Source organism: Brachybacterium sp. P6-10-X1 (assembly GCF_001969445.1).
Taxonomy (GTDB): domain Bacteria; phylum Actinomycetota; class Actinomycetes; order Actinomycetales; family Dermabacteraceae; genus Brachybacterium.
The window spans coordinates 3,136,724-3,156,299 of the sequence record NZ_CP017297.1; the positions used below are offsets into that span (position 1 = coordinate 3,136,724).

Annotated in this window: 17 protein-coding genes; 11 read left to right on the top strand and 6 right to left on the bottom strand. The window is 70.2% G+C overall.

What is annotated here, in order from left to right; all coding sequences use genetic code 11:
• Nucleotides 1–3 precede the first annotated feature (3 nt).
• From BH708_RS14175 to BH708_RS14185, 3 genes are all read right to left on the bottom strand, one after another.
• Nucleotides 4–1,218, bottom strand: coding sequence for an MFS transporter (locus BH708_RS14175; RefSeq protein ID WP_076809656.1), 1,215 nt, complete (start codon nucleotides 1,216–1,218; stop codon nucleotides 4–6).
• A 191-nt stretch (nucleotides 1,219–1,409) separates the two neighbouring features.
• A complete protein-coding gene (locus tag BH708_RS14180) occupies nucleotides 1,410–2,423 on the bottom strand; it encodes a Gfo/Idh/MocA family protein (RefSeq protein ID WP_076811335.1) in 1,014 nt (337 codons plus the stop codon).
• A gap of 212 nt (nucleotides 2,424–2,635) precedes the next feature.
• The gene (locus tag BH708_RS14185; protein ID WP_076809658.1) at nucleotides 2,636–3,598 is read right to left on the bottom strand and encodes a Gfo/Idh/MocA family protein; all 963 of its coding nucleotides are present in this window, start codon (nucleotides 3,596–3,598) and stop codon (nucleotides 2,636–2,638) included.
• A gap of 319 nt (nucleotides 3,599–3,917) precedes the next feature.
• Between BH708_RS14185 and BH708_RS14190 the strand changes: the two genes are divergently transcribed.
• Together BH708_RS14190 and BH708_RS14195 are read left to right on the top strand one after the other, a co-directional pair.
• Entirely contained in the window at nucleotides 3,918–4,634 is a 717-nt protein-coding gene (locus tag BH708_RS14190) for a hypothetical protein (protein WP_076809660.1), read from the top strand.
• Nucleotides 4,635–4,768: 134 nt separating this feature from the next.
• Nucleotides 4,769–5,407 carry a hypothetical protein gene (locus BH708_RS14195; RefSeq protein WP_157235974.1) on the top strand — a complete coding sequence of 213 codons (639 nt, stop codon included), beginning with the start codon at nucleotides 4,769–4,771 and terminating at the stop codon, nucleotides 5,405–5,407.
• Here the strand turns inward: BH708_RS14195 and BH708_RS14200 are convergent.
• Nucleotides 5,363–6,160, bottom strand: coding sequence for an IclR family transcriptional regulator (locus BH708_RS14200; RefSeq protein ID WP_076809665.1), 798 nt, complete (start codon nucleotides 6,158–6,160; stop codon nucleotides 5,363–5,365). The two genes, BH708_RS14195 and BH708_RS14200, sit on opposite strands and share 45 nt — an antisense overlap.
• Nucleotides 6,161–6,564: 404 nt before the next feature.
• Between BH708_RS14200 and BH708_RS14205 the strand changes: the two genes are divergently transcribed.
• From BH708_RS14205 to mgtE, 8 genes are all read left to right on the top strand, one after another.
• The gene (locus BH708_RS14205) at nucleotides 6,565–7,599 is read left to right on the top strand and encodes a TRAP transporter substrate-binding protein (protein ID WP_076809667.1); all 1,035 of its coding nucleotides are present in this window, start codon (nucleotides 6,565–6,567) and stop codon (nucleotides 7,597–7,599) included.
• A gap of 19 nt (nucleotides 7,600–7,618) precedes the next feature.
• Nucleotides 7,619–8,122: a TRAP transporter small permease gene (locus BH708_RS14210; RefSeq protein WP_076809668.1), complete on the top strand. Its 504-nt coding sequence runs from the start codon at nucleotides 7,619–7,621 to the stop codon at nucleotides 8,120–8,122.
• Nucleotides 8,123–8,130: 8 nt separating this feature from the next.
• On the top strand, nucleotides 8,131–9,432 hold the full coding sequence (locus BH708_RS14215) for a TRAP transporter large permease (RefSeq protein WP_076809670.1): 1,302 nt from the start codon (nucleotides 8,131–8,133) through the stop codon (nucleotides 9,430–9,432).
• A gap of 13 nt (nucleotides 9,433–9,445) precedes the next feature.
• Complete coding sequence (gene kduI / locus BH708_RS14220) at nucleotides 9,446–10,282, top strand: 5-dehydro-4-deoxy-D-glucuronate isomerase (protein WP_253705339.1); 837 nt, start codon at nucleotides 9,446–9,448, stop codon at nucleotides 10,280–10,282.
• A 98-nt stretch (nucleotides 10,283–10,380) separates the two neighbouring features.
• Nucleotides 10,381–11,364 carry a C-terminal binding protein gene (locus BH708_RS14225; protein WP_076811338.1) on the top strand — a complete coding sequence of 328 codons (984 nt, stop codon included), beginning with the start codon at nucleotides 10,381–10,383 and terminating at the stop codon, nucleotides 11,362–11,364.
• A 194-nt stretch (nucleotides 11,365–11,558) separates the two neighbouring features.
• Nucleotides 11,559–12,797 carry a D-mannonate dehydratase ManD gene (gene manD, locus BH708_RS14230; RefSeq protein ID WP_076809671.1) on the top strand — a complete coding sequence of 413 codons (1,239 nt, stop codon included), beginning with the start codon at nucleotides 11,559–11,561 and terminating at the stop codon, nucleotides 12,795–12,797.
• Nucleotides 12,798–12,972: 175 nt separating this feature from the next.
• On the top strand, nucleotides 12,973–14,736 hold the full coding sequence (locus BH708_RS14235) for an aryl-sulfate sulfotransferase (protein WP_076809674.1): 1,764 nt from the start codon (nucleotides 12,973–12,975) through the stop codon (nucleotides 14,734–14,736).
• A 28-nt stretch (nucleotides 14,737–14,764) separates the two neighbouring features.
• Nucleotides 14,765–16,123, top strand: coding sequence for a magnesium transporter (mgtE, locus tag BH708_RS14240; RefSeq protein WP_076811339.1), 1,359 nt, complete (start codon nucleotides 14,765–14,767; stop codon nucleotides 16,121–16,123).
• A gap of 289 nt (nucleotides 16,124–16,412) precedes the next feature.
• On the opposite strand, the gene BH708_RS14245 is transcribed toward mgtE, so the two are convergent.
• Nucleotides 16,413–17,735 (bottom strand): MFS transporter, encoded by a 1,323-nt coding sequence (locus BH708_RS14245; protein WP_076809675.1) that lies wholly within the window; start codon nucleotides 17,733–17,735, stop codon nucleotides 16,413–16,415.
• 144 nt (nucleotides 17,736–17,879) lie between these two features.
• Nucleotides 17,880–18,320, bottom strand: a complete 441-nt coding sequence (locus BH708_RS14250) for a MarR family winged helix-turn-helix transcriptional regulator (RefSeq protein ID WP_076809677.1) — start codon at nucleotides 18,318–18,320, stop codon at nucleotides 17,880–17,882.
• A gap of 173 nt (nucleotides 18,321–18,493) precedes the next feature.
• Between BH708_RS14250 and BH708_RS14255 the strand changes: the two genes are divergently transcribed.
• Nucleotides 18,494–19,576 (top strand): alkene reductase, encoded by a 1,083-nt coding sequence (locus BH708_RS14255; RefSeq protein ID WP_076809679.1) that lies wholly within the window; start codon nucleotides 18,494–18,496, stop codon nucleotides 19,574–19,576.

Consider the following 19,576-nt stretch of genomic DNA (forward strand, 5'->3'; position numbering starts at 1 on the left):
CCCTCAGGACCTCGCCGCCGCCGCTCGCGTCCATCGGGCCACCAGCAGGTGCAGCGGCAGCGTCAGAGCCAGGACCGCCGCCGCGATCAGCGGCAGGTGACCGGGGGAGAGCCCGGAAGCCAGGGCCACCCCGCCGAGACCGCCGCCGAGGGCGCTGCCCAGCGAGATCGCGCTCGCGTTCAGCGCCATCACCACGGCGACGGACCCCGGGGCCATCGCCGCCAGGCGCGTCTGCTGCGGGACGGCATGGCCCCCGTTGCCGATGCCCGCCAGCAGGAACCACGCCAGGCTCCCCGCGGCGACGGCCAGCGGGGCGGCCAGGGAGAGGGCGAGGGCCCCGAACAGGGAGTTGACCAGCAATGCCGCGAGGATCACGGTGAGCACCCGCACGGGCGAGAAGCGGTCCACCAGACGCCCCGTGACGGCATTGCCGAGCATGCTCGCCAACCCGTAGCCGCACATGATCACGATGATCATCCACCCGGCCGGATGGGAGGGCTGCAGGATCAGCACCGCATAGGTGAAACAGGTGTAGCTCGCGCACAGCACCCCGGTGGAGACCAGCAGCCCGGCGACCAGGCGCGGCCGGGCCAGTGGCCGCAACCGGTCGACGAGTGACGAGGAGGGATAGCGCAGCGGCGGCAGGCGCAGTCCGATGCCGACGAGCGCGACCGCGCCGACCACCGAGACCAGCACCAGCGGCAGCCGCCAGGTGGACTGGCCGAGGATCAGGCCGACGGGGACCCCGAGCGCGGTGGCGGTCATCCAGCCTCCGAGCACGAACGACAGCGCGCGGCCCCGGTGCCGCTCCGCGACAAGATGCACGACGTACCCGGTCACCGCCGCGGCCAGGAGACAGCCGCCGAGCGCCGCGAGCACGCGTCCTCCCAGCGCCAGCGCATAGGTCGGGGCGACAGCGGTGATCATATTGCCGAGCACGAAGGTGGACAGCGCCGCCAGGATGGTGCGGCGCTGTTCCCACCCGCCGGTGGCCGCCCCGAGCACCGGGCCGGCGACGGCCGAGGTGAGGGCGAAGACCGACACCAGCTGTCCGGCCAGGGCCGCGGTGACCTCGAGATCCGCGGCGATGTCCGGGAGCAGGCCGGCCAGCACGTAGCCGTCGATCCCGGTGGTGAAGGTCGCGACCGCGAGCCAGATCAGCGTCCGATACGGGACAGCGGGTGGCGATGTGGTGGCCGGAGCATTGCTGGTGGTCATGGCAGGGGAGCGGCGTCCACGACGTCACGATGGCCGGCGAGCTCTGCGCTGTCGTGACCATCAGCGTGTGTGGTCACGGCACCGCAGAGCTCGAGAGCTGACTCAGGGTCGGAGCCGCCCGGACATGACCGGCTCCGACCCGATGTCAGCACGTCGTCATCGCGTCGTCAGCGCGTCGTCGGCTCGCGGCGTCAGAGGCTGATGACGTCGGCGACCTTGCCGGTCGTCGAGGACTCGTAGGCCGCGAGGATCACGCCGAGCACGCTGACGCCCTCGACCTGGTTGTTCAGCGGCCGATCGCCCGTGGTGAGCACGTCCACGAAGTGCGCGATCTCGGCGGCGAAGGTGTCCACCTGCTCGTGCTCGAAGACCTGCACCTCCTCGCCGCGCAGCTGCACGCGCAAGGTGGAGCCGTCCGAGCTCAGCGAGCCCTTCTCACCGACGGCGGAGAAGCGATCCGTGCCGGGCGCGGCGGCGTAGGCCCACGACGTGACCATCTGGCCCACCGCGCCGTTGTCGAAGCGCACCAGCACCTGTGCGGAGTCCTCGCCCTCCATGAACTTCAGGCGGTGGGTCGAGAGCATGGCGAACGCGCTGACCGGGGTGGCGCCGGCCAGATGCAGCATCAGGTACGTGGGGTGGTAGCCGGTGTCGATCAGCTCGCCGCCGCCGGAGGTGGCGGTGTGCCCGCGCCAGCCCATCGACTCCGGGTCGAAGTCGTTGAAGAAGGAGTCGGTGGTGCGAACCTCGTAGATCGGGCCGAGAGCGCCGGAGTCGATGACCTCCTTGGCCTTGGCCACGGCCGGCATGAACAGCTGGTTGTGGGCGCACATCAGGGTCACGCCCGTCTTCTCGATCACCTGCGAGACCGTCGTGGCCTCCTCCGGAGTCAGACACAGCGGCTTCTCGCACAGGATGTGCTTGCCCGCCTCGGCGGCCGCGACGATCGCGGGGGTGTGCAGGTGGTGGGGCAGGCAGATGTCGACGGCGTCGACGTTCGGGTCTTTCACCATCTCGGTGAAATCGGCGTAGCCCGTCGCGCCGGTCTCCTCGACGCGCTTGGCGAGGGTCTCCTCGCTGGCGTCGGCGATCGCGGTGATGGTGACGCGGTCGGGGATCTGGCGGTAGCCGTTGAGGTGGGCGTTGGCGATGCCGCCGCCGCCGATGATGCCGATGCGGACGGGGGACTTCACGGTGCTGGTCATGGGGTGCTCCTCGATGGGGTCGAGCTCGTGGTCAGAGGGGTCGGGTGTCGGGGTCGGCGGCATCTGGCACGTGGGAAGCGCCGGGTGTCGCGGTGGTGGGACGGATCGGATGCGGCCGTGGCCGACGGGTCCGGTCTACGGAATCGGCCGGTGGGTGGGGGACGGGATGGTCGACGGCATCTCTCGACCCCGGTCCGGTCCGCCGAGCGGGATCAGGCGGCCGCGGCGGCGTTGGCCGCGACGACCAGGGCGGTCAGTGCCCGGGCGCGCTCGAGGTTCTCGGTGGTCTCCTGCCCGCTGCGGATCGCCTGGACCCACTGGGCGAAGGGGTTCGGGACGTCGGCCGGGACGTCGAGGGCGACGGGCCCGTCGCCGGTGTCCAGGACCATGCCGCCGTCGGCCCCGAGCCCGTAGGTCAGGGTGCCGGAGGTGCCCTGCACCTCGATGGAGAACGGGCTCGCCGGGGTCACGAAGCCGGTCTCGACCACGCCGATCGCGCCATCGGGACTGGTCACGGTGACCACCGCGTTGTCCTCGACGCCGCGACCGGTCATATCGGTGTAGGTGGCCGAGGCGACGGTGACGTCGGTGCCCAGGATCAGCTGGGTGAGATAGGCGGGGTGGGCGGCGAGGTCGCTGAACGCCCCGCCGATGGCCGCCGCCGGGTCGTAGAAGCGCGCCGGCAGCCAGTCGGCCGTCGAGCCGTTGTGGGCCAGGCGCACTCGGGAGTAGCTCAGGCGACCCAGCGTGCCGCCCTCGAGCACCTCCCGCAGCGCCACGGTGTAGCCGTGGGCCAGGCGCGGCAAGGACACGGTGACCTGCACGCCGGCGGTCCGCGCGGCCTCCAGCAGCTCGTCGCACTCGGCGAGCGTCGGGGCCAGCAGCTTCTCGGTGAACACGTGCTTGCCGGCGGCGATGACCTTCCCGATCACCTCGCGGTGCACGGTGGTGGCGGTGGTGATGGTGACACCGTCGAGGTCCTCGCGGGCCAGCAGAGCGTCGAGGTCCGGGGCGAAGTCCACGCCGACGGTCGCGGCGAGGGCCTTCCCGCGCTCGACGTCGTCGTCCCAGACGGCGACCAGCTCGGTATCGGGGTGGTTCAGGGCTTCTCGGGCGTACTCCTCGGCATGGACATGCCAGGCGGAGAGCGCAGCGATGCGCAGCGGTGCGGACACGAATCCTCACGATCCAGGGTCGGGGGAGCGGCGTGCCCGCAGGACTTACAGCCGCGAACGGTGTGAACCAGCCTACAGAGAGATGCCCGTGGATCGCACCCTCGCACCGTACTTTTTTGCCAAAGACTTAACCGCTTCGGACAGCGAGGTCGGCCCCGAGAGGTGCTCTCCGGGCGACCGGCAGGGAGCGGCGTCTGAGCGGATCAGCAGGTGGCGGGTCGATTCGATGGGCGCGGCCCTCCGGGGCCGAAAGATGACCGGGAGGTCACGGTTGTGCGAAATCCGCCCCCGATCGCGCGCTGCGGGGGGAGGATGAGGCATGTCGCTGGATCTGGCCCCCTTGGAGCTCCTCGCCGCCGCGCTGTTGGCCGTGATGCTCGCGATGCCGATCGCGTTCCCCGTCGCCGCCGCCGTGATCGCCGCCCCCCGCCGACTCCGGAGCGGCGCGGGTCTCGCCCTCGGCCTCGGTCTGCTGATCGGGGTCGGTGCGGTGATCGCGGCGCATTTCGCGGGCTTCCGAGGGATCGCCTCCGGGATCTCCGGAGTCGCCCTGGTGCTGGGACTGCTGGGCGCGATCGCCTCCGCCGTGTTCATCGTGGTCCGTTCGGAGGGCTCGGCGATGACGGCGGTGGTCGGCATCCTCGCCTGCGTGATGATCGGGCTCGCCGAGCCCGGCCAGACGCTCCCGGCCATGTTCGGCGTTACGCAGTCGGCGCTGGTGGCGCTGACCGCCGTGGCGATCGAGGCCGTGGTGGTGGCCCTGCTGGTCGCCGCCCTCGTCGCGGCCGGGGGTCGCGTCCGTGCCCTGCAGATCGGGGTCGCAGCGGCCGGGATCGTGGCCGCCGTCCTGATCGGGATCAGTGTCTTCGCGAGCGCGCTGGGCGAGGCCGCGACGGTCGCTGAGCCGGGCATCCCGCTGTCCACCCAGCTGATCGTGATCGTGGTCGTTCTCGTGCTCGGCACGATCGGTGGTGGCGTGGCGTCGGGGGCGCGCTCCCGACGAGCCGTCGACGCCGAGCCGGTCACCGAGCGGTGAGCACGCCCGACCGCATCCTGAGTTTCCTGGCGTATGACGCCGGACAGGATGCTGTGCGCGCCCTTGTGGCCGCCTTGGTCATCTGTGCTGCCGTGCACGCTGCGCCGCGGAGGCACCGGTGGCTGACGATTCTGGTGACGGCGGGGGCCTTCCTGCTCGGCAGCGCCTTCACGCTGTTCGTGCGCGTTCCCGGGGGTGCAGGACCGGACCTCCCGGGCGAGCTCACGATGCGCGTCCTCGTGCAGCGCGCGATCGGCGCGATCCTTCTCGTGGGAATGCTCTGTGCGGTGGTCGCGGCATGCTCGGTCCGGTGGAGGGCGCCGCGCCCCGGGCGCTCCGGCCGTCTGAGCGTGCTCGCCGGCCTGCTCGTCGGCCTCGCCGCCCCCCACGGATTCCGGCCCCACGGTGAGCAGATCTTCTACCCCGTGTTCCCACATCGAATCGTCCCGAACCCCGACGCGTCTGGCGCCGAGGTCATCGTGCACGACGGGATGGGGGAGACGGCTTTGGGCATGGGGACTGGCATGCTCGCCATCGCTCTGCTCGTGGCCGGTCTTCTGGTGCTCGGTCGGTGGGCGGAGCCGACGAAGACCGGCGTGCTCACGGCGGCGATCGCCGGGACGTCGCTGACCCTCCTGACCTCCATCGCCGGCCCGGGGCCGATGCTGATCACCTGCGTCCTCGCCGGCGTGCTGGGCACGATCGCCGGTGGTCTCCTGGAGGGTCGCTCAGCTCGTCGCGGCGACCTCGAAGCCCGCGGGGGCGAGGCGTGAGAGCTCCTCGCGCAGCAGGGCGCCGATCTCGGCGCGGCGCCGCTCGTCCATCCGCTCGATCGGCCCGGTGACGCTGACCGAGACCGAGCGCCCCCCGGGGCGCACCAGGGCCACGCCCACGCAGGCGATGCCGGCCTCGTTCTCCTCGATCTCCATCGACCAGCCGCGCTCTGCGGTCCGGTCGACGACTTCCGCGAGGTGGTCGAGGGAGATGACCGCTCCCGGCTCGGCCGCCGAGGACCTGGTGGCGCGGGCGTACGCGTCGAGCGCCGGACCGCGGACCCCGTCGGCCGCGAGCAGGGCCCGGCCCATGGCGGTGCGCGCCGCGGGGGCCCGCTTGCCGATGCTGGACCACACGCGCAGGGTGCGCTCGGGCTCGACCTTGTCGAGGTAGAGGACGTGGGGGCCGTCCATCTGCCCCAGGTGGACCAGCTCCTGGGTGCGTTGGGAGACGCTCGCCAGCCCCGGGGCGAACAGCACCGGCAGATTCTCGCCGTCCCCGAACGAATGACCCAGCTCGAGCGCGGCGGTACCGAGCCGGTAATGCTGATCGCCCGGGGACTGGTCCGCGAAACCGCGGTGCATGAGTGCCCGCAGCAGGCGGTGGACCGACGCCTTGTTGAAGCCGCTGGCCGCGGCGATGTCCCGCAGGGTCGTCCCGTCGGGTCCCGCCGACGCGAGGATCTCGAGGAGGACCAGGGCTTTGTCGACGCTGCCGACGGGGGAGGCATCAGGAGGTGGCGTGGTGGTCATGGGTCCCTTCTCTCCGGGAGGTTGCGCGACAGGTTGCGAGCCGGGTGCGGGAACCCGAGGAGTCAGCGCATTGCCGGGCACTCCTGTACAGTCTATGCTTGTCGCGCATAACAAAACTAGAGTTTTGGCATGCGAAACGCAAGGGATTCGGTCCGGCGGTGGCACATTGAGGCGGCGTCGCCACGGATCGGAAGCAGGCTCTCGCCCTGCTCGCCTCCGGCCGTCGGGCCGCATGACCCCTTGGCCGGGGATCGAGGAGTGAGTCGATTCGGTCGGCGCGATCGCCCCTGAGGGCGTCTCGAGCCGTTCGACTGCCGCTCCTTCCCACGGAGACAGGTTCCCCGCCCGCGGGGGAGAAGCATCGACACGGGACGCCGCCGACGGCGATCCGACGAGGAGACACGATGAAGTGCAAGGCCTTGCTGAGCGGCGTCCTCGCTCTGGCGCTGACGTCGCTCACCGCCTGCGCCCAGTTCACCCCCATCGACGAGAGCGCGCTCGGTGACGAGGGCTCGGGGATCGAGGCCGAGACGGTCTATCGCGTAGCGTTCAACCAGCCCGAGACGCATCCGCAGTACGTGGCGCTCTCCCACCTGGGGGAGCGGATGAGCGAGGCGACGGGCGGCGCCTGTGCGCTCGAGGTGTTCCCGAACGAGTCGCTCGGGCCCCAGGCGGACACGATCGAGCTCGTCCAGGCCGGGAGCGTCGACTTCGCGATGGTCGCAGGTTCCCTGATGGAGAACTTCAACTCGGACTTCGTCGTCTTCAACCTGCCGTATGTGTTCGACTCCAAGGAGCACCAGCGCAGGGTGCTCGACGACCCGGAGATCACGGGTGAGCTGTTCAGCTCCCTGGAGAACAAGAACATCTCCGTGATCGCCGGATTCCACGGCGGTATCCGCAACGTTTACAACTCCGTGAAGCCCATCGAGACCCCGGAGGATCTCGCGGGAATGAAGATCCGTGTGATCGGGTCCGACACCAACATCGCCATGATGGAGCTGATGGGCGGGTCGGGCGCCCCGATGGGACAGGGCGAGGTGTACACCGCGATCCAGTCGGGGATCCTGGAGGGCGGCGAGAACAACGAGTCGATCTACGCGAACCTCTCGCACGACGAGGTCGCGCCGTACTACTCCTACACGCAGCACCTGATGTTCCCCGACTACCTCATCTCCAACCCCACCACCCTCGATCGGATGGCCCCGGAGTGCCGCGAGTTCCTCGAGGAGGACATCGCCAACGCCACCGCCGAGGAGGGCGAGCTCTGGACGGAAGAGGTCGAGCGCTCGCACGAGATGGCCGTGGAAGCGGGTGCCCAGTTCAACGAGGTGGACATCGACGCCTTCCGCGAGGCTGTCCAGCCGCTCGTCGACGAGAGCCTGGACAGCCCCGTCACGCGCAACCTCTACGACGACGTGCGCGCAGCCGCCGAGTGAGCCGGAAGGGAATCATCACATGAACAAGATCAAAGGAGGGCTCGACCGAGCTCTCGAATGGACATGCTTCGGGCTCTTCGTCGCTCTCGTGGCCACTGTCGCCTGGCAGGTCTTCTCCCGGCAGCTCCTCAACAACCCCAGCGGCTGGTCGGAGGTGCTCGCCAAGTACATCTTCGTCTGGCTCGGCCTGTTCGGGGCGGCGCTGGTGTTCGGCGAGCGCGGGCACATCGCCGTCGACTTCCTCGTGAGGAAGCTGCCGGGGACCCCGCAGAAGGCGATGGGCATGCTCACCCACCTGCTCGTCCTCGCCTTCACCGCACTGGTGCTGGTGTACGGAGGCTTCGCCATCTCCGAGCTCGCGTGGGAGCAGACGATCCCCGCTCTTCCGGTGAACGCCGGGCACATGTACCTGGCCATCCCGGTGTCCGGGATCCTGACGCTTTTCTACTGCGTCCACCACCTCATCGCCATCGGCACCGGCCGGCAGGCGCCCGTCGAGGCCGACCAGGCAGAAGCCCTCTAGGAGTCACTGTGGACATCAGCACCCTCATCGGACTCATCCTCCTCGTCGGGATCTTCCTCCTGCTCGCGATCGGTCTCCCGATCGCCGTCGCCGTCGCCATCCCCTCGGCGGTCGCCGCGGTCGTCGCAATCGGCTTCGACAACGCCATGCTCACCTCGGCCCAGCAGATGTTCCGCGGGGTCGACTCGTTCGCGCTCCTCGCCATCCCGTTCTTCGTGTTGGCCGGGGTGATCATGAACAACGGCGGCATCGCGCTGCGTCTCATCAATGCGGCCAAGGTGCTCGTCGGGTGGGCGCCCGGTTCGCTGATGCAGACCAACGTGGCGGCCAACGCTCTGTTCGGCTCCGTCTCCGGCTCCGCCGTCGCGTCCGTGGCGGCGGTCGGCTCGACGATGGCGCCGTTGCAGGCCAAAGAGGGGTACGACCGGAACTTCTCCGCCGCGACGAACATCGCCTCGGCTCCTTCGGGCATGATCATCCCGCCGAGCAACCTGATGATCGTGTACTCGCTGGTCTCAGCGACGTCGATCGCCGGGCTCTTCGTCGGCGGGTACATCCCCGGGATCCTCTGGGCGCTGACATGCATGTTCATCGTGTACCTGTACGCGCGCAAGCGTCCTGAGCTGAGGGTCAGCGAGCACATGACCTGGGGTCAGCGGGGGAAGGTCATCCTCGATGCGGTGCCCTCGCTCCTGCTGATCGTCATCGTCATCGGCGGGATCCTCGCCGGCGTCTTCACGCCGACCGAGGCCTCGTGCATTGCCGTGCTGTACGCCCTGATCCTGTCGTTCGTCTACCGGGCGATCAAGCTGTCGGACCTCAAGCCGATCTTCCTCGATGCCGCACGCACGACCTCCGTCGTGCTGTACCTCATCGCCGTCTCCAGCGTCATGAGCTGGGTCATGTCCTACGCCCGTATCCCGGCGCTGGTCGCCGACGGTCTGTTCGCGATCAGCGAGAACCCGTACGTGCTCCTCGCGCTGATCATCGCGGGACTGCTGGTGGTCGGTGCGTTCATGGATGCGACGCCTGCCGTGCTGATCTTCGCCCCCATCCTCCTGCCCATCGTGACGTCGTTCGGCATGGATCCCCTCCACTTCGGGGTCTTCATGGTCATGGCGCTGTCGATCGGCACCATCACCCCGCCCGTGGGGCCCGTCCTATTCGTCGGGGTCCGCGTCGCGAACCGCCGGATCGAGGACGTCATTCGTCACCTGATCCCGTTCTTCCTCGCTCTCGTGCTCCTTCTCGCGATCGTGGCCTACACCCCCTTCCTCTCCACCTGGCTGCCCGGCCTGCTGGGCCTCTGAAAGGACTGACATCATGGACAAGATCGAACAGCGCTACGCCACGCACCCCGGGGACATCCCGCGGATGGACACGGGGGAGATCCGCGACCGCTATCTGGTCGACGACCTCTTCGCCCCCGGCCAGATCCGGGCCGTCTACACCCACCATGACCGCATGGTGCTGGTCGGGATCGCCCCCACCGATCGACCGCTGTCGCTCGAGGGCTTCCCCGAGATCCGCTCCGAGCAGTTCTTCGCCCATCGTGAGGCGGGCGTCGTCAACGTCGGCGGGGATGGCATCGTCGACGTCGACGGCGAGGTCCACCCCCTGGCCCATGGCGCATGCCTGTACATCGGTCGGGGAGCAGCGTCCGTGACCTTCTCCTCGGAGGAGGGGGCCGAGGCGCGCTTCTACGTCGTCTCGGCACCGGCCCACACCGCGTACCCGACGACCTCCGTCGCGCCCGGCCAGGGCACGGTGCGGGAACTCGGCGACCCGCTCACCTCGAACCGTCGGACGCTGAACCAGTACATCCACGAGAACGGGGTCCAGTCCTGCCAGGTGGTCATGGGCGTCACCACCCTGCATCCCGGCTCCATGTGGAACACGATGCCCGCGCACACCCACGACCGGCGCACGGAGTGCTATCTGTACTTCGATCTGCCGGAGGACGCGCGGGTCATCCACCTCCTCGGGCGCCCGGACGAGACCCGTCACATGACCGTCGCTGATCAGGAAGCGGTCATCTCGCCCAGCTGGTCTGTGCACTCGGGGGTGGGCACGTCCGCCTACTCCTTCGTGTGGGCCATGGCCGGTGAGAACAAGTCGTTCGACGACATGGACACGTTCCCCGTCTCCGACATGCGGTGAGCACCCGTCGTCTCCGCGCCGACCGCATGATCGTGCGCGGGATTCGCCGCTTGGCCCCCAGCTCTTCCCCCGGACAGATCTACGAAAGGCTCCAGACCATGACCGATCACACGGTAGTCATCACCGAGTGCGACCACGACGGCTTCGATCCCGAATCCGCTGAGGCGGCCAAGAACGACCTGACTCTGCGCATCGAGCAGTCGACGCCGGAGGACCTCGTCGCCAACATCCAGGACGCCGACGGCATCCTGGTCCAGTATTCGCAGATCACGGCCGACGTCATGGACCAGGCCCCGCGGTTGCGGGCCATCGGCCGGTACGGCGTGGGGGTCGACACCGTCGACATCGACGCGGCGACCGACCGGGGCATCGCGGTCACCAACGTCCCCGACTACGGCACGGAGGCGGTCTCCGATCATGCGATCGGCCTCGCGGTCTCCCTCGCGCGGGGCATCCCCCTGCTGGACCGCAGCATCCGCGCCGGCCAGTACGATGTGTCGCTCGCGAAGCCCCTGTTCCAGATGACGGACCGCACCTTCGGCGTCCTCGGTCTCGGGCGCATCGGCACCGCCACCGCGCGGAAGGCCGCAGGGCTGGGTTACCGCGTGATCGGCCACGACTTCGGCATCGAGTCCGGGACACGGCACCACGGCGTCGAGGTCGTCAGCTTCGAGGAGCTGATCGAGCAGTCCCAGGTCCTCTCGGTGCACGTCCCGCTGACCGAGCACACCCGCGGCATGATCGGCCGGGACCAGCTCGCTGCCATGCGATCGGACGCTCTGCTCGTCAACACCGCGCGGGGCGGCATCATCGACACCGACGCTCTCGTCGAGGCTCTGCGCGCGGGCGGCATCGGCGGCGCGGGCATCGATTGCCATGAACAGGAGCCCCTGCCCGCGACCCATCCCATCGCTGCGCTAGACAACGTGGTGCTGACGCCCCATGCCGCCTGGTACACCGAGCAGTCCTACGTCGAGTTGAAGCGGCGCACACTGGAAGGTGTCGCGGACGTCCTCGCCGGCCGGAGTCCGCGGAACCTCCTGAATCCCGCAGCGCTCGATCATCCCCGCGTCATCGGGTGAGAGGCCCGCGATCGGGGGCGCAGGCAGGGTCACCGCCGCTCAGGACAAGCTCAGAGCCCCCGAAGGCCCCGTATAATCCATGCATCATTCGGAACTGAGGTTCCGCACGACGGAACGTCACGGGGCGGTGGTGCTGTTGGTGCCGCTCGACGTCGGGGCGGTCCATCCCATCCACCACGCCGGAGGATCCTGTCATGAGCATCGAACACATCGACGTCACCGTCACCAGCCCCGGCCGGAACTTCGTCACCGCCGTCGTGACCACGTCCGACGGGATCGTGGGCCTCGGCGACGGCACGCTGAACGGCCGGGAGCTCGCGGTCGTCTCCTACCTGCGCGACCACGTCGCCCCCACCCTCATCGGTCGCGACGAGTCGCAGATCGAGTCCACCTGGCAGTACCTCTACCGCAGCCCCTACTGGCGTCGCGGACCGGTCACCATGGCCGCCGTGGCCGCGATCGACATGGCCCTGTGGGACATCGCCGCCAAGAAGGCCGGCGAGCCGCTGTACAAGCTGCTCGGCGGCGCCTCGCGCACCGGGCTGCTCACCTACGCCCACGCCTCCGGCACCACCATCGATTCGCTGCATGACGCGATCCGGGGCTACGTCGACCAGGGATTCCAGGCCGTGCGCATCCAGTCCGGCGTGCCGGGGCTGGGCCAGATCTACGGCGTCCACGACGCCGCCCCCGGCGGGAAGTACGAGTACGAGCCGGCCGGGCGCGCCGCGTCGGGCGCTGCCATGCGGCCGACGGAGGAGACCTGGGACACCGCCGCCTACCTGCGCCATCTGCCGACGGTCTTCGCGGCCGTGCGCGAGGAGTTCGGCCCCGAGCTGCGTCTGCTGCACGACGGCCACCACAGGATGAGCCCCATCGAAGCGGCGAAGCTCGCGAAGTCCCTGGAGCGCTACGACCCGTTCTGGCTCGAGGACGCCACCCCGGGCGAGGACCAGACGGTGCTGCGCCTGGTGCGCCAGCACTCGGTGACGCCGCTGGCGATCGGCGAGGTCTTCAACTCGGTCCACGACTACCAGACGCTGATCACCGAGCGGCTGATCGACTACGTGCGCTCCTCCGCCACCCACGCCGGCGGCATCACCGGACTGCGTCAGATCATGAACTTCGCGGCGATCTACGGCATCCGCTCGGGCTTCCACGGGCCGACGGACGTCTCCCCGGTGGGCATGGCGGCGAACCTCCATCTGGGCCTGGCGATCCACAACTTCGGCATCCAGGAGTACATGCCCCACTCCGAGACCACCCTGTCGGTGTTCCGCACCAGCTACCGCTTCGCGGACGGGCTGCTGCATCCGGGCGAGGCCCCCGGTCTCGGCGTCGAGCTCGACGGGGAGGCCGCCGCCGAGCACGAGTACGTGCCCGCCTACCTGCCCGTGAACCGCTTGCGGGACGGCACCGTGCACGATTGGTGAGCCGACGGGGCGGCGCCGGCCCGGACCGGCGGGCGCGTGGTGGGTTCGGACCGTCGGCCGCGTGGTGGGTGCGGACCGCCGGCCGCGCGGTGGGTTCGGACCGGCGGGGCGCGCGGTGGGTTCGGACCGGCGGGGCGCGCGGCGCGGGCAGTGCTCGCCTGCCTAGGCTGACGCCATGCTGAGCGAACGCGCCCTCCCGCCCTCCGGCCCCTCCCCGGAGCGCTCGCCGCTGCGGCGGCGGACCCTCCTCGCCGGCGGCGCGAGCGCCTCCCTCGCCCTGCTGGCGCTGTCCGCCTGCACCGATGAGGACACCGAGCCCGGCCCCCAGGAGCCCGACAGCGAACAGGTCTCAGCGCTGGCGGTCGTCTACAGCGAGAACCCCAGCGCCCGCGGTGACTGGACGGTCTGGTCGGTCTCCTACGACCTGGCCGAGGACCAGGAGGCGCCGCCGCTGTACGACGCCTCCACCCAGCAAGCGCGGCACGAGGCGCTGGAGTCCAAGAAGGCCGAGAAGCAGTGGACCTTCGAGGATCCCCTGGTGGTGCTCGACCCCTACGGCAGCACCCGCACCGGCTTGTACGTCCACTTCGAGGACGCCGCGGGCGGGCGGCTGGACGTCCTCTGCCAGGCGGCCTCGACCGAGGACTTCACCCACACCGCCGCCAACCACGCAGCGGAGACCGGATTCGAGGGCCTGGTCATCGGGGCGATCCCCGGCGCCCACAACACCCTGACCTTCACCTGGCGGCCCGAGAGCGGCGACGAGGCCACCGCAGAGCTGCGGATCAAGGCCCCCACCACTGCCTCCGGATACGGCACCGCCGTGACCGCCGAGATCCTCGACGCCGACGCCCTGACCCCGGGCCTCTTCGCCCTCAACGGCGTCACCGACCTCAGCAACAACACCTACCTGTTCGACAACACCGGCACGATGCGCGCCGAGCTGCACGCCGAGGACACCGCCGCCCACCACGTCGTCCCCGAGGGCGGCCGCATCGTCACCACCACGGGATCCCGCCAGCTCGGCGTCCTCGACCCCTTCGGCCACGCCACCACCCTCATCGACCTGGGCGAGCACAGCGTCCACCATGACCTCGCCGTCGTCGACGACCGCGCGTACCTGCTGACCTCCCAGGCATCCTCCGGCCGGGTCGAGGACCGCGTGATCCGCGTGGACCTCGGCACGGGGGAAGTGGCCCAGGTCGTCGACCTGCAGACCGTGCTGCCGGAGTACGAGAGCGTCACGCACGCCCAGGAGGGCGAGGCCGGCGGATCCGTCGTCCAGGGCAAGGACTGGATCCACATCAACTCGATCGACGTCACCGACGGCGTCATGATCCTCTCCGCCCGCGAGACCTCGACGATCATCGCCCTGGACGACGCGCTCGAGCCCGGCTCCGAACCGTCGGTGCGCTGGATGATCGGGGTCGAGGCGCTCTGGGAGGGGACCGGCTACGAGGGCCACTTCCTGGCCCCCGAGGGCACCGTGATCGGCAACGCCGGTCAGCACACGGTGCACCGCATCGACGACGACGCCCTGCCCGAGGGGCAGTTCTACCTGGAGATGTTCAACAACAACTACTGGCGGCTGAGCACCCGCGAGGACGCGGAATGGCAGGACGTCGGCCCCGTGGACGCCACCACGGACGAGCACGACGGGGTCAGCCACGCCCTGCGCTACGAGGTCGACGAGGCGGCCGGCACCTACCGACAGGACGAGGCCGTGGAGCTGCCCTACTCCTCGGTCGTCTCCAGCGTGTACCGCCTCGGCGACGGCGGGATCGACCAGCCGATGGTCGTCAATTCCGGGCGCGCCAACGAATACTCCGAACGGTCGGCCGACGGGACGGTGCTGGCCTCCTACCGCTACGACTCCGCCAGCCACGGCTACCGCGTCTACAAGGACCCCTTCGCGGGGTTCTGGTTCGCCGCCTCCTGAGGTGAGCGTGGTCGGCGACAATGGGCGCGTGACCACTTCCTCCGCCACCCTCGACTCCGTCCTCGATCTGCTGCGTGCGCAGCCGCACGGAGAGGAGCAGCTCGAGCTCCTCGCGCACGAGGTGCGACGGCTGCCCGTCGGCGAACTCGTCTATCTGGTGGAGACCCGGGCCGAGACCGAGGCCGCGCTGCTGTTCCGCGTGCTGGACAAGGAGCTGGCGCTCTCGGTCTTCGAGGCGCTGCCGCCCCAGCACCAGGCCGACCTGATCTCCGCCCTGCGCACGCCGCAGGTCGCCGACATCATCGGCGAGCTCGACCCGGACGACCGCGCCCTGCTGCTGGACGAGCTGCCGGCCTCCGTCACCGAGCGCCTGATGCATGGTCTCGACGCCGACGAGCGCGCCATGACGACCGCTGTGCTGGGGTACTCGCGCGATGCGATCGGGCGGTACATGTCCCCCGAGGTGCTGCCGCTGCGGCCCACGATGACCACCCGCGAGGCCCTCGAGCACGTGCGCACCCACGCGGAGGAGCCCGAGACGATCTACATGCTCCCCGTGGTCGACCGCACCCGGCGCCTGCTCGGTGTGATCGGGCTGCGCCGTCTGCTGCTCAGCGACGGGGACGAGGTGGTCGGCGACGTCGCCCACGAGGCCGTCCATGCCCTCGCCACCGATGATCGTGAAGACGTGGCCCGACGCTTCTTCACCGCGAAGCTGCTGGCCATGCCGATCGTCGATTCCGAGCAGCGGCTGGTCGGCATCCTCACGGTCGACGACGCCGTCGAGATCCTCGAGCAGGAGAACGCCGAGGACTCCGCCCGCACCAGCGGTGCCGAGCCGCTGTCGCGCGCGTACCTGTCCACCACGATCCTGGGCATCGTGCGCAGCCGGATCGTGTGGTTGCTGGTGCTGGCGATCTCCGCGATCCTCACCGTGCAGGTGCTGGAGATCTTCGAGGACCGCCTCCAGCAGCTGTCGGTCCTGGCCGTGTTCATCCCGCTGCTGACCGGGACGGGCGGGAACACGGGCAACCAGGCGGCGACCACGGTCACCCGTGCCCTGGCGACGGGGGAGGTGAGGCTGCGCGATCTGCCCCGTGTGATCTGGCGGGAGCTGCGGGTCGGCCTGGTGCTCGGCAGCGTCCTGGGCACTCTCGGCTTCGTGATCTCCGGGCTCGTCTACGGATGGCCGATCGGGCTGGTCATGGGGACGACGCTGCTGTCCGTGTGCACCATGGCCGCGATCGTGGGCGGCCTCATGCCGCTCGTGGCGAAGAAGGTCGGTGCGGACCCGGCCGTGTTCTCCAACCCGTTCATCTCGACCTTCTGCGACGCGACGGGGCTGATCATCTACTTCACGATCGCCACCGCCGTGCTGGGGCTGTGAATGATCTGCGAACTCCGGGCTCGTGCGAGGCGGCGCACGCGAGAACCTGGCTACCCGAGCACCTGGGCACCTGAGCCCGCGGGTTCCCGACCCCTGTACCCGGGCACCGAGCCCCCGAGCATCCGAGCACCTGAGCCCGCGATGCTGTGCACCGAGAGTGCAGTGTCGGGCGCCTCCGGTGATCGGGAGGACCCCGGAACAACACTGTCGATCTGCCGAGCGTCCGCGCACGGGCCAGCGGGAAGCCGCCGGCGCCCCGCGTCGGCCCGCACGTCGGCAGCGGCGGGCCTCAGACCTCGTCGCCGACGGTGATCGCCTCGGCCTCGTCGGCCGCATCCAGGGGAGCTTCCTGGTGGTGCCGGCCGATCGCGCTGAGGTGGCGTCGGCCGATCAGCAGCATGGCGATCGCGACCACCAGGGCGAGGGAGGCCATCAGGTACGGGGCGCCGGCGTTCGTGGCCTCCGCCAGCGGGCCCGCGACGGCCGGGGCGATCGCGCCGCCCAGGAAGCGCACGCCGGAGTAGGCGGAGCTGGCCACGCCACGCGGGAGGTCGGTGGCCTCCATGACGGTCTCGGTCAGTGCGGTGTTCATGATGCCCAGCAGCAGGCCGCCGATGATGATCAGCGAGACGATCCCTGCCATCGAGCTGTGGAACAGCGTCAGGGCCAGCATCACCGCCGTGAGCAGGGACAGCGTGGTCAGCAGCGTCGGGACCAGCCCGAGGCGGCGGGTGAGGACGGGGGCGACGAACACCGAGGTGATCGCCAGGCCGAGCCCCCAGCCGAAGAACACCCCGCCGATCCCCATCGCGCCGAACTCGGTGCCCTGGGCGGCCGCCGCCGCTTCCAGCGGGAACGGGGAGTAGGCCAGCAGGACGAAGAACGCGAAGTTGTAGAAGATCGCGGTCAGGGCGAGGGTGCGCAGCGCCGGGTGGGACAGGGCGCGCAGCGAGGCCAACGGGGAGACGGGGGCGGGCAGCGGTTCGCGGCGCAGGAGCAGGACGATCGCGAGGAAACCGACGGCCATCAGCACGGCGGTGCCGGCGAAGGGGGCGCGCCAGGAGACGGAGCCGAGCAGTCCACCCACCAGCGGCCCGAAGGCCATGCCGATCCCGAGCGCCGTCTCGTACAGGATGATCGCGCCGCCGGAGGGACCGGCGGTCGCACCGACGATCGCCGCCAGGGCGATGGAGATGAACAGGGCGTTGCCCAGGCCCCAGCCGGCGCGGAGGCCGATGATCTCGTTGACAGAGCCGGCGGTGGAGGCGAGCGCCGCGAAGATCACGACGAGCGCGAGGCCGATCAGGAGGGTGCGCTTGACGCCGATGCGGCTCGCGAACCAGCTGGTGAAGAACATGGCGATCGCCGTGATGAACAGGTAGCTGGTGAACAGCAGCATCGCCTGGGACGGGGAGGCGTCCAGCTGCGTGCTGATCGCGGGGAGGATCGGGTCCACCAATCCGATGCCCATGAAGGACACGGTCGCGGCGAAGGCGATGGCCCAGACCGCCTTGGGCTGATGGAAGGCGTCCCGCAGCGTGGGGGCGGCCGACGAGGGGGCGGGGTGCTGTGCGGCGGCCGACGCCGTCGACTCGGGAGCGTGGGGGGTCATGCGGAGAGGAGTCCTTCGATCGGAGGGAGCGTCGGGGCGGGCGGCCCGACGGGGCGGCACGACCCCGGAGCGAGGCCGGGCGTATTCGTGGACCGGGCCGGAAGGGCCGGGCCGGCGGACGGGCGCAGCACGCGCCGGGCGGGGTCACCCGTCGTGAGCGTCCACGAGGTGGGCGAGGATCTCGGCGGCCCGGTCGAGGGTCGCCCGGTCCTCGGCGGGCAGCGGGTCGAGCAGGCCCCCGACGCCGACGGCCAGCTGAGCGCGCCAGGTGGCGAGCTGCGCGGCCCCTTGCTCCGTGGTGCGCACCAGCGAGGAGCGGGAGTCGGTCGGGTCGGTCGCCCGCTGGACGAGCCCTTCCTCCTCGAGCCGCTTGATGACGGTGGTCGCCGTGGGGCGCGAGACCCGCTCGCGATCGGCGATCTCGCTCAGGCGCAGCGGGCCGTGCCGCTCGATGGTGGCGACCACGCGCCAGGAGACGGTCCCCACGCCGACGTCCGAGCGCCGGGCGGCGAGCCGGGAGAACTGGCTGCACACCAGCGCGAGGTGCTGGGGGAGGCTGCCGTCGGGCGTGCGGTTCGTCGTCACGGTTATCCATAGTAGTTAGCAATGCGAACCAGTGCAAGTGATATTCGTATCGCCTGGTCACCGGAATAGTCGCCCTCCGCCTCCCGTTGCCGAGGGCGGGTGCGTCGTCCCTCCCGGAGCCGACGGCCCCACTCTCGACCAGCGGCCGCGCGCCGTGAAGGAGGACTCCCCGCATGTCCGATCTGATGACCCCGCTCGACCTCGGAGCGCTCACGATCCCGAACCGGATCGTCATGGCACCCCTGACGCGGGCGCGCTCCGGCGACGACCGCGTCCCCACGGAGCTGATGGCCGAGTACTACACGCAGCGGGCCGGGGCCGGGCTGATCATCAGCGAGGCCACCAGCGTCAGTGCGCAGGGCGTCGGCTACCACGGCACCCCGGGCATCTGGAGCGACGAGCAGGTGGCCGGGTGGCGGATGATCACCGAAGCGGTCCACGCCGCCGGTGGCCGCATCGTCCTGCAGCTGTGGCACGTCGGGCGGATCTCCGACCCGGAGCTGCTCGGCGGCGAGCTGCCCGTCGCCCCCAGCGCGATCGCCCCCGCCGGGCGCGTGAAGCGGCTGCGCCCGAAGCGGGACTACGTCCAGCCCCGAGCGCTCGCGACCGAGGAGATCCCCGGCATCGTCGAGGATTTCCGGCGCGGCGCCGAGAACGCGCTGCGCGCCGGCTTCGACGGGGTCGAGGTCCATGCCGCCAACGGCTACCTGATCGACCAGTTCCTCCAGGACGGCACCAACCGTCGCGAGGACCGGTACGGAGGCTCGGTGGAGAACCGGGCGCGGTTCCTGCTGGAGATCACCGACGCCGTGATGGACGTCTGGGGCGCCGACCGCGTGGGGGTGCATCTGCGCCCGCGCGGCGAGGAGCACGACATGGGTGACAGCGATCCGCGCTCGATCTTCGGTCATGTCGCCGAGGAGCTGGGCAGGCGGAGGGCGGCCTTCCTGTTCGTCCGTGAGGTCGAGGCCGCCGACAGCCTCGTCGGCACGATGCGGACGCTGTTCGGCGGGCCGGTGATCGCCAACGACGAGATGGACGCCGACGACGGCCGTCGCCATCTCGAGGACGGCACCGCCGATGCCGTCGCCTTCGGCCGGGACTACATCGCCACACCGGATCTCGCCGAGCGCATCGCGGTCGGCGCCGCCCCGAACCCGCAGAACCCCGCCACGTTCTACCCGGACACCGGGGAGCCTCTCGCCGTGGGCTACATCGACTACCCGACGATGGTCGAGGCCCCGCTGACCGTCTGA